Annotated in this window: 15 protein-coding genes; 7 read left to right on the top strand and 8 right to left on the bottom strand. The window is 33.8% G+C overall.

The features are described 5' to 3' along the window. Window positions 1-645: an SIMPL domain-containing protein gene (locus CHB80_RS23330; protein ID WP_229746966.1), complete on the top strand. Its 645-nt coding sequence runs from the start codon at window positions 1-3 to the stop codon at window positions 643-645. A 61-nt stretch (window positions 646-706) separates the two neighbouring features. On the opposite strand, the gene CHB80_RS23325 is transcribed toward CHB80_RS23330, so the two are convergent. Both CHB80_RS23325 and rluF read right to left on the bottom strand, forming a co-directional pair. Beyond that, window positions 707-1,315: a hypothetical protein gene (locus CHB80_RS23325; protein WP_089373938.1), complete on the bottom strand. Its 609-nt coding sequence runs from the start codon at window positions 1,313-1,315 to the stop codon at window positions 707-709. A gap of 107 nt (window positions 1,316-1,422) precedes the next feature. Continuing rightward, window positions 1,423-2,157, bottom strand: coding sequence for a 23S rRNA pseudouridine(2604) synthase RluF (gene rluF, locus CHB80_RS23320; RefSeq protein ID WP_089373961.1), 735 nt, complete (start codon window positions 2,155-2,157; stop codon window positions 1,423-1,425). Window positions 2,158-2,293: 136 nt separating this feature from the next. On the opposite strand from rluF, the gene CHB80_RS23315 reads away from it, so the two are divergent. Further along, window positions 2,294-2,545 carry a DUF1456 family protein gene (locus CHB80_RS23315; RefSeq protein ID WP_089373937.1) on the top strand — a complete coding sequence of 84 codons (252 nt, stop codon included), beginning with the start codon at window positions 2,294-2,296 and terminating at the stop codon, window positions 2,543-2,545. Between the two features lie 9 nt (window positions 2,546-2,554). Beyond that, window positions 2,555-3,283, top strand: a complete 729-nt coding sequence (locus tag CHB80_RS23310) for a YqjF family protein (protein WP_089373936.1) — start codon at window positions 2,555-2,557, stop codon at window positions 3,281-3,283. Here CHB80_RS23310 and CHB80_RS23305 read toward each other — a convergent pair. Further along, window positions 3,275-4,585 carry a DEAD/DEAH box helicase gene (locus CHB80_RS23305; protein ID WP_089373935.1) on the bottom strand — a complete coding sequence of 437 codons (1,311 nt, stop codon included), beginning with the start codon at window positions 4,583-4,585 and terminating at the stop codon, window positions 3,275-3,277. The two genes, CHB80_RS23310 and CHB80_RS23305, sit on opposite strands and share 9 nt — an antisense overlap. Before the next feature lie 203 nt (window positions 4,586-4,788). Between CHB80_RS23305 and CHB80_RS23300 the strand changes: the two genes are divergently transcribed. Beyond that, complete coding sequence (locus tag CHB80_RS23300) at window positions 4,789-6,747, top strand: T9SS type A sorting domain-containing protein (protein ID WP_089373934.1); 1,959 nt, start codon at window positions 4,789-4,791, stop codon at window positions 6,745-6,747. A 54-nt stretch (window positions 6,748-6,801) separates the two neighbouring features. Here CHB80_RS23300 and trhA read toward each other — a convergent pair whose 3' ends face one another. From trhA to CHB80_RS23285, 3 genes are read right to left on the bottom strand one after another with little or no spacing between them, the layout of a single operon-like run. Then, window positions 6,802-7,443 (bottom strand): PAQR family membrane homeostasis protein TrhA, encoded by a 642-nt coding sequence (trhA, locus tag CHB80_RS23295; protein ID WP_089373933.1) that lies wholly within the window; start codon window positions 7,441-7,443, stop codon window positions 6,802-6,804. After that, window positions 7,443-8,177 carry a TlpA family protein disulfide reductase gene (locus tag CHB80_RS23290; protein ID WP_089373932.1) on the bottom strand — a complete coding sequence of 245 codons (735 nt, stop codon included), beginning with the start codon at window positions 8,175-8,177 and terminating at the stop codon, window positions 7,443-7,445. Before CHB80_RS23290 ends, trhA begins: the two co-directional genes overlap by 1 nt. A 19-nt stretch (window positions 8,178-8,196) precedes the next feature. Then, window positions 8,197-8,991, bottom strand: a complete 795-nt coding sequence (locus CHB80_RS23285; RefSeq protein ID WP_089373931.1) for an alpha/beta fold hydrolase — start codon at window positions 8,989-8,991, stop codon at window positions 8,197-8,199. A 154-nt stretch (window positions 8,992-9,145) separates the two neighbouring features. On the opposite strand from CHB80_RS23285, the gene CHB80_RS23280 reads away from it, so the two are divergent. After that, entirely contained in the window at window positions 9,146-9,889 is a 744-nt protein-coding gene (locus CHB80_RS23280) for an OmpA family protein (protein ID WP_179218259.1), read from the top strand. Window positions 9,890-9,894: 5 nt separating this feature from the next. On the opposite strand, the gene CHB80_RS23275 is transcribed toward CHB80_RS23280, so the two are convergent. Further along, entirely contained in the window at window positions 9,895-11,019 is a 1,125-nt protein-coding gene (locus CHB80_RS23275) for a GTP cyclohydrolase (protein ID WP_089373929.1), read from the bottom strand. 18 nt (window positions 11,020-11,037) lie between these two features. After that, window positions 11,038-12,060 carry a transporter gene (locus CHB80_RS23270; RefSeq protein WP_089373928.1) on the bottom strand — a complete coding sequence of 341 codons (1,023 nt, stop codon included), beginning with the start codon at window positions 12,058-12,060 and terminating at the stop codon, window positions 11,038-11,040. Between the two features lie 205 nt (window positions 12,061-12,265). Here CHB80_RS23270 and CHB80_RS23265 point away from each other — a divergent pair, with 205 nt between their 5' ends. After that, window positions 12,266-12,526: a hypothetical protein gene (locus tag CHB80_RS23265; protein WP_089373927.1), complete on the top strand. Its 261-nt coding sequence runs from the start codon at window positions 12,266-12,268 to the stop codon at window positions 12,524-12,526. A 47-nt stretch (window positions 12,527-12,573) separates the two neighbouring features. Next, window positions 12,574-13,077, top strand: a complete 504-nt coding sequence (locus CHB80_RS23260; protein WP_089373926.1) for a hypothetical protein — start codon at window positions 12,574-12,576, stop codon at window positions 13,075-13,077. Window positions 13,078-13,111: the final 34 nt, after the last annotated feature.

Here is a 13,111-nt window from a genome sequence, read left to right as displayed (position 1 = left end):
ATGAGTCTTACAGCACAAACATCTACCACAGAACCTCTTGTTCATGTAACTGGAAAAGGAATTGTTAAAGTTACTCCTGACCAGGTAGCTATTAAAGTACGTGTAGAGAGTGAAGGCAAAGATGCAGTGGCTGTAAAAAATGAAAACGACACTTCTATCAACGCTGTGATCAAATTTTTGCGTTCAGAAGGAGTGAAAGATGAAGATGTACAAACGGAGTATATCAATTTAAATAAGAATTTCGATTATAATACAAAGACATATTCTTACAAAGCAAATCAATCACTTACCGTACTTCTGAAAGATATTACACAATATGAAACTATTATTTCTGGATTATTAAATTCAGGGATTAATCGCATAGATGGTGTTCAATTTAAGTCCTCAAAAGCAACATCATTAAAAGCAGAAGCTCGTGTAAAAGCAATACTCGATGCCAAACAACGCGCAGAAACCTATGCCACAGCTATTGGACAGTCTATAGGAAAAGCTGTACAGATAAGTGAAGCCTCTGCTAGTGTGCCTCGACCACAATTACGAAGTGCTAATTTTGCCATGGAAGCCTCTTCTGATGGCGGTGAAACTATTGCACCTGGCGAACTATCTATTATCGTGAGTATCTCCGCTAGTTTTGAGTTGAAATAGTAGTTTCCTCTCTTTATTATATTATAAGATATTCTGGCTTTAAAGATTCAATCAATGTAGATTAATCATCCTCCCGTTTTATAGAATAAATCTCACTATCTCTATGCATACGTTCTATTTCATCTCTTGAAATACCGTACATAAAATCGGCATAGTTTTCAGGTTTATCGAGTTTATAAACACCCATAACACCATCTACTTCATATTCGTTAGGAATGACATAAAGACTATCGCTTGTCACTTCGGCTACTTTAAGGGTAGAATATCCAGTTTCGGTTTCGTATGAATACACATCACCCGCTCTTGGACTTGCAATGTATGCTTCTTTTTGGTCACTTGTTTTTCCGCTTGCATAAACAGAATATGCAATAATTAACGCAATAAGCGCAAGTCCAGAAAATTGCCAAATGGGAAGTTTTACACTTTTTTTGGTTTCTTTATATGCCCTTTTTACATGCTCGGGCATGTGTTTAGGCTTTAATTCTTCTCCACAATTTGTACAGCTAGATCCTCCTTTGCGTATATATGGAAACATAGGAATCCAAAACACATGAAAATGACTACTAGAGTAATGAAAGGCCATATAGCCTTGTCTATCACAATTACCGCATTTTACAATTTTGTTTTCAATAGTTTTTAAGTGAACGGGTTTTGTTCCGTAAATAATCATATCTGATGGTTATAGTTAAGCTAAATATAACGTAATCAAATAACTTTAGGATATACGAACATAGTTGTCGCTAAACTTTTTACTATAAATAACTACCTGATAGTTTGTTATGGTTGATGTGTTTTGGTCGAGCTTTCTACTAACCTATTGATCTCGGCTAGTTCTGAAGGTGTCAAATCTCTCCATTTCCCTACTGGAAGATCTAGGGATACATTCATAATACGATTTCGCTTTAAGCGCACCACATCATAGTTTAAATATTCACACATTCGTCTAATTTGACGATTGAGTCCTTGGGTCAAAATAATTTTAAATTTAAAACGACTTATACGTTCTACTTTACACTTGCGTGTTACGGTATCCAAAATAGGAACTCCATTACTCATTTGTTGTATGAAAGAAGGTGTAATCGGTTTGTCTACAGTTACTTCATATTCTTTTTCGTGATTATTGCGCGCTCGTAATATCTTGTTAACGATATCTCCATCATTGGTTAAGAATATAAGCCCTTCACTAGGTTTGTCTAGACGTCCTATAGGAAAAATACGCTTAGGATAGTTAATATACTCTATGATATTATCTTTCTCCACACGTGTATCTGTAGTACATACTATGCCTACAGGTTTATGAAATGCTAAATACACAAAGTCATCCTGAGGCGCAGAAACTAACTCTCCATCAACACGCACCTCATCACCTGTAACAATTTTAGTTCCCATTTCTGGTACCTTACCATTTATCGTTACACGACCTTGATCTATCAACTTATCTGCTGCTCTTCTGGAGCAGTATCCTACCTCGCTTAGATACTTATTAATACGTGTGGTCTTCTGTTCTTCCATAGATGGCAAAATTAAGAGAATTAATTGTTAGCTGTTCGCTTTCGCGAAAAAATATACAGATAGGTACAATTAAGGAGTACTTTCTATCTCCCACTTTGCATTAAATTCCCGTACTTTGCCATTCTAAATGTATACTATGGCACTTACCAATAATGATATCTTTAAAAAACTACGTGTAGCTCATAAATTACGTGATGATGATATCGTTAAAATATGTAGTCTTGTTGATTTTAAAGTGACCAAAAGTGAACTAGGTGCTATCTTCCGTAAAGAAGATCATCCAAAATATATGGAATGTGGCGATCAGTTTTTACGTAATTTCTTAAACGGATTGATTATTCATTTACGAGGGCCTATGCCACCTAAGAAGGATAAAAAACCTGAATAGTACTCTTTTGTGAAGTCTAAAGAAATAATAAACTCGACCTCACATAGACCTTGGGAAATTCCCAAAGGAAGCTGGAAATTTTATCAAGAATGGAACCGAGCAATATTTTTACATTGGGAAGTTGAACTTAGTGAATTAGAAAAACATATTCCTAAGGACCTTGAAATAGATCTTTTTGAAGGCAAACCTTGGGTTTCTGTAGTGGCTTTTACTATGGAAAATATCAGACCTAAGTATACCCCTTCATTTTCTCCCATCTCTAATTTTGATGAAATAAATATTAGAACATATGTGAAATCACAAGGCAAATCGGGAGTTTATTTTTTAAGTATTGAAGGTGGGACTAAGTTATCTTGTAAAATAGCAAAAGCTATTTCTGAATTACCCTATCGATATTCTAAAATGAAAAGATTAGAAGGGCATTATTCTGCGAGAAATAACACCTCTAAAGATCAGTTAACTATTGATTTTTCAATTGAAGAGAGGTTGGAAGATAAACAGCCTATAGATTATTGGCTCACCGAAAGATATGCTCTTTTTCAGGATACTAATGATTATATAAATGCATTTGAGATTCATCATTTAGAATGGGATATTCAAAATATGAAACTAAAAACATTTGAATTTGATTATCCAAAATTCAATAGATTCATAAAAAATGAGCCTCATAGAATACATTATTCTAAAGGAGTAAAGGTTTTTGCCTGGGGTAAGAATAAAAGGAAAAAACTAAGCTAATTTCACTCTTACTTTGGCTTTCTTTAAACGGGTGTTATTGAGCTTTTGAATAAGTTGATTACTTACCGTTTTATGTACAGCAATAAATGCGTCTTGCTGTTTGAGTTCAATAATACCTAATTGCTCTTTCGTAATACCTCCTTGTTTAAAGAAAAGACCTGCAATATCACCTTTAGATATTTTGTCTTTACGCCCTCCTGTTATGTGTAAAGTGTCCCAAATAGAGGAGGTGGGAGTTTCTTTATCTAGTAAATATTCTTCCTCCATAGTAGGCATAAAATCAGGCAAACGCTCATTACGCCAGTGTAAGACATAAGCAACTCCATCATTATGCATTCTAGCCGTACGACCATTACGATGTGTAAACTCTTCTTCTCGTACAGGTAGGTGATAATGAATAATAAATTTAATATCTGGAATGTCAATTCCACGAGCGGCAAGATCTGTTGCTAGTAATAATTGATGTGTGCCATTTCTAAATTTGAGTAATGATAATTCTCTATCACGTTGCTCCATGCCTCCATAAAAGCTCCCATGTGCAATACCGTATTCTGTAAGATAGTCACTTATACGAGCAATCGTATCTTTAAAATTACAGAAAATGATCCCTGGTTGGTTCCCTAAATGGCGTAAGGCTTTTTCAAGTGTAGCGAGCTTATCTTTCTCTGGCGAGATCATAGCTTTGATTTCTAGCTTAGAACTTCCTTGATGTAAATAATCTACCGTGACAGGTTTTTCTAATCCTACAAAAGAAGGAATAGAAAGACCTTGAGTAGCAGAAGTAAGTACTTTTTTTGAAAGCTTTGGTAAATAGCTAATTATTTCTGTCATCTCTCCTTCAAAACCAACTTCTAATGATTTATCAAACTCATCAAGTACTAAGGTCGTGAGGTATTCTGTAGAAAAAGTATCTCTACGTAAATGGTCTGCAAGTCTTCCAGGGGTTCCAATAAGAATACTAGGTCTATGTTTGATGGCTTGTCTATCGGTATTAAAAGATTGACCACCGTAGGCTGCATGTATTTTATAACCAGTCCCCATGTTGCGAGCTACTTGTTCTATTTGTATTGCGAGTTCGCGAGAAGGAACCACTACAAGTAATTGAACTTCGTGTATACTAGGATCTAATTCAGCAATAACAGGTAATAAAAAAGCAAGTGTTTTTCCTGTTCCAGTAGGAGAGAGGAGTACCACTTCTTTTGATGCATGAATGGCTAGTTGTGCCGCTTCTTGCATTTCATTAAGAGTATCAATACCCAATTTAGCTAATATTTGCTGCTGATTTTTTTGATGACTTATCATATCGCAAAGGTAGTGTGATTCCTTTAGATATATAGATATTAAAAAACATAAGTAATCAGGTTATTAAATAGTAAGATATTATCGTTTATTACCATAGTAATTATTGATTTAGTGTTCTTTATAGTATTGATATATCAATACTATATGATATTTGTACAAAGTACAGACTTTATTAATATATTAGAAATCAACTAGCTATCATTATGAAAAAACACTACTCTTTTTTACTCTTTTGTATTATTCTATTTACATCACAGACATTCATTGCTCAAAACGGATTATGTGCAGACATACAACCATTATGTTTTACAAATGACACGATCCTTTTTCCTAATTGTTTTGATGGGAGTAGTGATTGCGAAATGTTTGCCGAAGTAGGGCCTGATTATGGATGCTTACAATCTCTACCGTTTCCTACTTGGCAATATCTTGAAGTTAGTGAACCTGGAGGTTTAGAGTTCTCAATTGTTCAAAACACAGAATTCAATAGTGACGGAAATCCTATAGGAACCGCTCTTGATGTAGATTTTATTGTATGGGGCCCTTTTCCTGATGGCGCTGATTTATGTGATTATGATAGCTTATCTAATACCAATATAGTAGACTGTAGTTTTTCTGCCGCAGCAGCAGAAGATGTATCTATTCCTTCTACACAAGTAGGTGAACGTTATGTACTACTCATTACAAATTTTACGCAACTTCAAGGTTTTATTAGAGTAACTAAAACTGGAGGAAATGGCGAAGTAGCATGCCCAACAGAATCTTGTGAGGGTGACGAAGTAAGTATACAAGCAACAATGACAGATGGGATGGATTATCAATGGGAAGTTTTTGATGGAAATGATTATGTGATCATACCCGATGAAACCACACCTTTTCTTACAGTGACAGAAAGCGGACTGTATAGAATAGAATATATATTTGATAGTACAACTATCCTTGAAGAATACAATGTTAATTTTAATCCAATTCCAACTATTGTAACTCCTTCTGATTATATAATTTGTGACGATGAAGGAAATGACGGAATTGCAGAATTTACATTATCTCTTAAAGATGATGAAATTACAAATGGAGATGCTAGCCTAATCGTTACATATCACGAAACAGAAACAGATGCTTTTGCAGATATCCTAGCTTTACCAGATCTATATACAAACACAGTTCCTTTTATACAAACGATCTATGCACGCGCAGAAAATGTAAATACTGGATGTTTTGATGTAGCTCCTCTAAATCTAGTTGTAGACGATTCTCCTATAATTATTGACCCTATAAATGATCTTGTATTAGACGATGTTGGTAATGACGGTGTTGAGATTTTTAATCTTACAGTAAATGAAGCACAAATTATAGGAGCACAAGACCCTACAGGTTTAATACTTACGTATCATATTACTCTTGAAAGTGCACTAAATAATACAAATCCTATAGCAAATCCTACAGCATATACTAACATACAAAACCCTCAGCTTATTTTTGTACGATTAGAAAATGTGACTAATGGATGTTTTGCAATAGGTGATTTTTTATTGAGTCTAACATCAGGCTTTAGCGATTCTGATGGAGATGGTATACCAGATATTGATGAAGACCTTAATGAAAATGGTGATCTGGAAGATGAGGATACCGATGGAGATACCATTCCTAATTATTTAGATGTAGATGATGATGGAGATTCTGTAGATACAAGCATCGAAATAGAAGGAATAGGTGCTGGTGCTGCTCCTCAAGATTTTATAGATACCGATGGAGACCTTATTGAAAATTATCTAGATGATGACGATGATGGCGATACCATACCTACCATAAATGAAGATTATAACAATAATGGATCTCCACTTGATGATGATTTAAATAATAACGATTTACCTGATTTTCTTGACCCAGATGTAGCCTTATCAATTGCAGAAGATGTTTTTGTAGACTTGCAATTGTATCCTAATCCTACACAAGATATAGTGCATATTAGTTCTTCATCATTTACACAAGAAACAACAGTAATACTATACACTATAGAAGGTAGACGTGTTGCAAATTATACTATAGATATAACTACTCAAGATATAACCATTGATTTATCTGAAATGGCAAGTGGTATTTATTTTGCACACATCCAGTCTGGAGAGCGACAAGTTGTAAAACGTATTATGAAAAAATAATAGATTAGAGAATGTTTTATAAAACCCTTTACTATTTGTGAAGGGTTTTGTTTTTTAGATACCTACATAAAAGTATACAGACATAAAGTGACAAAAACTCCCTATAAGCACAAAGATGTGGAAGATTGCATGATTAAACGGAATCTTTTTTATGCTATACAATATTGCACCAACAGTGTACGCAATACCACCACCAAATAACCACTGCACTCCCGTTGGGTGTAAATTAGTAACAAGCGGTGTATATACAAAAACAATAAGCCACCCCATAGCGACATATAGAATAGTCGATAAAATATCAAAACGCCCTGTAAAAAAGAGTTTAAGAAGTACACCAAACACAGCAATTCCCCAAGTAATACAAAAAATAATAAACCCAGTTTCTCCCTCTAATGTGACCAATGTAAACGGTGTGTAGGTACCTGCAATTAATATATAAATAGCTGCATGGTCAAAAATTTGCAATCTAGCTCTTCGAATAGGCGTTTTTGTACTGTGATAGATAGTAGAAGCAAAATACAGTATGCATAAACTAAGTCCAAATACTATAGCACTGATGGTATAGGTATTAGTTACGCTTTCGCGAAAGCATATAAAACCTAACCCCACTAAGCTTAAGACAAAACCTATTCCGTGAGTATAGACATTCCAAGCCTCTTCTAACGGACTATATGTTGCAGCTTTTTTCTGTGTCATTACTGCTCTTTTAATAAGAAATCTAGTTGTTCTTTAAGTCCTGTAACAGCAGTCTCAGGTTGAGAAGCAGTTGTACTACTTAAAATGACACCATTTTCTACAAAACGTACCGTTCCCTTTTTATCTATTAAAATAAGTTTGGGAAATGCATTATTGTTGAGGTCTTTATGAAGATATGTCGTGGCATCTACTAAATGTTCGAAATGAAATGGTTTACGTTCTAAAAATCGATCTACTTTGTCTTTTGTATCAAACGTAATTGCAACAAAGTTCACTTCATCTTGATAGGAATCTTTCAGGTAATTGAGGTATGGAATTTCAGTAATACACGGTGGGCAAGAAGTAAACCATAAATTGATTAAAGTAACTTTGCCCATGTAATCATTATTATTTTTGAGATGTTTTTTTAGATTTTGCAATTCAAAATCGGGGAGTGGTTTATTAATAAAACGTTGCACTCCTGTATTAATATCTAAAGGCGCTGTATTAGATTGTGAGAGTACAACTTCTACATATTGAATAATGGAGTCCTGTTGTACTTTTGTAGATCGTACTTTATAGCTAGCGGTGGTGTATTTATAATTTCCTTGCTCTCCGTATAGGGTTTCAATAGTTTTTAGCTTTTCGCGAAATCGTACTTCAGAATACACCTCATCTTGAAAATTATAATAGATTTCTTGACCAAATGATAATTGAGTGATACCTATTAAGAAGAAGAGTATATGATATTTCACGAGTTATTTTTAGAATGATTTATTTCTTTAAAAAACGCATAACAGCGGTTGCAAATGGTTCTTTTCTGTAGGTGGTATTATGATCACCTGGGATAATAATAAGGGTTGCATTTGGTATTAATTCCGCTAGCTCTTTTGGATTTCCGTTATCGGTATCTTGATCACCTGCAATAATGAGTGTGGGAATCTTTATTTCTGAAAGTTCTTTTTTTGATGTAACAGGTTGGTAACGTTGAGACCATCCTAATATTTTTAGATCTGCATTTTTTGATTTTGCATACGTAACAGCCCCTTCGGTCATCTCGTTTAACGGGTCTAAGCCTAAGAATGCTCTTTCAAAAATGATGCGTTTATCCCAGTCAGGATTTGAGAAATCTAATCCCATACCTCCTATAATTGCTTTGCTTATACGTGGATCTTCTGTAAGCCATTTTGCAAGAACAATTGCACCTCTAGAATAGCCCAATGCAATGGTAGACTCTATATGAAGATGATTTAATAACGCTTTTAAATCTTTAATCTCAGCATTATCTTGAAAGCTTTTCTCATCAGTCGGTTTTTCAGATAACCCATTTCCTCGTAAATCAGGAATGATTACTCGGTATCCTAAGTCCAGTAATTGTTTTTTTATAACAGTACCATTCCAAGAGCTTGCATCATTTATAAATCCATGTATTAAGACAATAGGTGTTCCTTCTCCTTCATCTACATAGGCAATTGTAGTTCCGTCAAAAGATGAAAACTTTTCCTGAGCTATTACTGTTGTGAAGATAAATAGACATAGAATAAAGCTATAAATAGAGCAGTTTTTCATGTTAATAGGTTAGATAGCTAAGATATAAAAGAGTTTTGGTTTTACTTATTTTTTAAAGGCTTATTACATATACTATGTCTGTAATTATCTCGTTTGTAAAGAAATCATTTCTATGAGGTTTCTTCATTTTATATGCTTGTGTTTCCCCTTTGTTGTGTTAGCACAAACGGAACATAAAGTACGTTTGTATTATGAAAATGATATGTATGAACTTACTGATACGCATTATAAAAAGATTGATAGTATAAAGCAGGTGATTGCCGTATCGGATTCTGTAATGATACGTATAGAAGGATATGCAAATGCATATGGAACCGATAGATATAATTTAAACTTATCAAAAAAACGAGCAATGAAGGTTGCTTCCTTATTTGATGAAGAGACTATAGTGAAAACTCAGGGTTTTGGGGAGTTAGAAAGCACTTCTGCACAAAATAGGCGAGTAGATATTATATTTTCATATATAGATGTAGTAGAAGAGGTTAGTACTAAAGAGGTAACTAAGGATGTAACTATTAACGATCTTTCTGCTTTAGAGGTTGGAGATAAAGCTGTATTAAAAGGAATTCTCTTTGTAGGCGGTACTGATCGTATTTTACCAGAAAGTACGGTTGCACTTCAGGAGTTACATACCTATTTGAATACACATAAAAATATACGTATTCATCTCATTGGACATATATGTTGTCATGGAGAGACACCCTCTAGTGATGATGGATTAAATAATATAACAAATACATTTACCCTTTCTAAAGATAGAGCTAAGGCTATCTATGATTATCTAATACAAAGAGGAATTTCTAACGATAGATTGACATATGAAGGGAGAGCATATCTAGAACCTTTAGGAAAAGGAAGTAAATATGATAGGAGGGTAGAGATTGAAATTTTAGAATAAGGTAGTTAGAGATCCTTTCTGTAGGTTCTTCTACGTTTATGCAACTCATGCTCATAATTTTTCCAGAGCTGTTGTATCGCTTTGTTTTCTTCTAATTCCGGATTGGTTTCTACGTCAGTAATCCCTCTATTATTAAATAGATCTTGCATCATTTGAAAAATCACAGCAGTTACTCCTTTATTTTGATATTCGGGATCAATTCCTATAAGATAAAATGCTGCAGTACTTGTTTTATTTTTAGCTTTTAATAAGTGATAAAAACCAAAAGGAAACAGTTTTCCGTTTGCTTTTTTAAGTGCTTTAGAAAAAGAAGGCATTGTAATAGCAAAGGCAACTAAATTTCCGTCTTTATCTTGAACACATTTTATAAAATCTGGATGTACGTATTTTAGATATTTTTCTTTGTAGTGATCTATTTGATATTGTTGAATAGGTACAAAGGTAGATAGCTTGTCATAGGTTTTATTTAATAAACCAAACATCTCATCTACATACGGTTTAATTTCATTAGAAGTTTTAAACTGTAAAGGTGTAAGATCATATCGCTTTGCGATGATATCAGCAAATTTTTTGACTTTAGGATTTTGCTTATCAGGCGGGTCAATCTTTATTTTAAACTCTACCCATTCTGCTGCTTTTTCAAATCCTAATTGTTCAAAATGATCTTTATAATATGCGTGATTGTACCATGTGATCATGGTATTTAGGTATTCATATCCTTCTACAAGAAGACCAGCTTTCTCCATATTAGAAAAACCTACAGGCCCTTCCATATATTCAAGTTGATGCGCTTTTCCTATCTCACGTACTTTGTCTAGTAATATTTTGGTTACTTCGATATCATCTATCACATCAAACCACCCAAAACGCATCTTTGGTTTTCCTTGCTCTTTAACCTCTATATGATTTATAATAGTACAGATACGTCCTACAGGAGCATTATCTTTATAGGCTATAAAGTACCGTGCTTCTGCGTTTTTAAAAACAGGATTTTTTGTTGGATCCATGCTATCTAATTCATCAGCAATGATAGGGGGTACCCAATTAGGTTCATTCTTATATAATAAAAACGGGTACTTAACAAACTGTTTAAGTTCCGCAGAGGTTTTCATTTCTTTAAGGGTAATCATGTAGTCAAATACGTCTGTTTATAAATTATCACCATCGTCTCCACCATCTGGGTCAACGCTATCTCTTCTTTTTTTCTTATTCTTCTTATTTATCTTCTCTGCTTGTCGCTGAGAAGCCGATTTTTTCTTTTTCTTTCCATCTTCGTCTTCATCTCCACTAGTATCTTCTATGCGTTCATCTTTTTTATGTAAATCCAATCGCCAAGAAAGTCCCGTAGCAATATTCCATCGAGAAGGCGTGTCTTTAAAATTAATTAATCCACTTATATCTACTTGTAAGTTTTTAGTAATTAAATAAGCACCACCACCTCGTATTAAATTATCAGCATACAAATCTCCTGTAATCAATTGATACTCAAAAAAGGCTGCTATTTTAGGATTGAATGAATGTGTCATAGTTGTAATCCAAGAGTATCCCGGAAACTCACTCGTAACTCGATCTGCGATAATATTATTTACCCATACCCAACGACCCCAATTATTTTGAGTAATAATCGCAATATTAGGACTTATACCATCTGGACGTCGTGTATCCAAATCATTTGTAAAGTCAAAAACACCCCCTGCATATACAGAAATAGCAGGAATTAATGTTTTCCATTTAAATTTAAAATTGGCATGATATGAATACAAATTAGGTTCATCTTCTCCTTTTTTATAGGGATCATAAATAAGATATTTGGCACCTAACTGTAAATTTTCTATCCCACTCACTCTTCGGGGATCAGAACTTCCAGTAGTAAATGCAATATTATTGGATTGATATCTAAAAAAAGAACTTATTTCTAAAGCTTCTTTCCAGAAACCATATCTCAAATCTAAATTAAAACCAGTGATATCTATATCTGTATTTAGAAGGCTATGCGTATCATTTCCTAAATCAAGTCCAGTTTCAACTTGTAAGACCTGAGTTCCTACAGAAAATGCCCCTTGAGATTCCCCAGGACGGTTTGAGTTAATCGTCTCAGTATATTGACCATACATTGTTATGCTTGCGATGAGGCATAAAAATGGGAGTAGTCTATGAATAGGTTTGCACATGTTGATTGGAGTTAGCGTTCAAATATATAAGAATTTATCATTTTTTTATGCTTTATTAGGGAGTTGTTATTAATCATATTCCCTAATTTTACTCGATAATCGAGATTTAATGCTCTATGGTTTGCCCTAAAATTCAAAAATCAGTTTCTTGATAGATGACTTATTAGGCTTTCTTTGAGCAGTTTTTAAACTAAAATTTCAAACAATGCTTTTACTTTCAGCACTAGATGGTTTTTTTAAAACGGTTTTAATCATCGTCTTGGTATATGTGGTACTACGTTTTTTAGCAAAACTACTATTACCGTATCTTATGCGCTACATTGCGATGAAAGCAGGACAAAAAATGGAGACTGCTTTTAAGGGCTTTGGAGGTTATCAAGAGCAAGCAACTCCTGAACCACAGCCTGTTGAAAAAAAATCTAAAAAAGTAGTAGGAGAATATATTGATTTCGAAGAGATTGATTAATTCTTTATACGCTTTCGCGAAAGCGTACCCTACATCCTTCACCATTATTGATTAGAGATTCTACTAGAATGACATTTTTTCCCACTAAAGAGCGCACGTTTAAATTACATGGAAAACAAATAGAATCGTTAGAACGTTTACAGCGTAAAACCGAAAGATCTGAAAATTTAACCTCTCAACATACAGATAAATCTTTTATAGGAATCATTACGGGAAATCAGTTTCAATTAATTTCTTCTGCAGTTAGTAAGCGACCTTTATGCGTAATGAAAGGAGATATACAAGATGGAAAGGGGTATGTGAAAGTTGAAATTTATAAACCCTTAAAATTATTAATAAGTATTTTTCTTTTTGTCTTTAGTATAGCAATATTGCTACCTCTTTTGCTAGGTGCTAAAAATTTTCCTCCTGCTTTTTATGTAATGGGATTTGGATTGATATTATTTTTCAGATTCGTTTTAATTAAATTTATGTTTAAAACTATATCTGATACAAGTCTTAATAGCTTGAGCGATGTATTAGATTTTGAATGGACTATTAATTATCAATAGCATTTGAGAATGTAGTAGCATACCGTAGTGTATC

The organism is Dokdonia pacifica (genome assembly GCF_900188275.1).
Classification (GTDB): Bacteria; Bacteroidota; Bacteroidia; order Flavobacteriales; family Flavobacteriaceae; genus Dokdonia; species Dokdonia pacifica.
The sequence above is the reverse complement of the archived record's forward strand: the minus strand, read 5'-3'. Positions and strand labels throughout refer to the sequence as shown.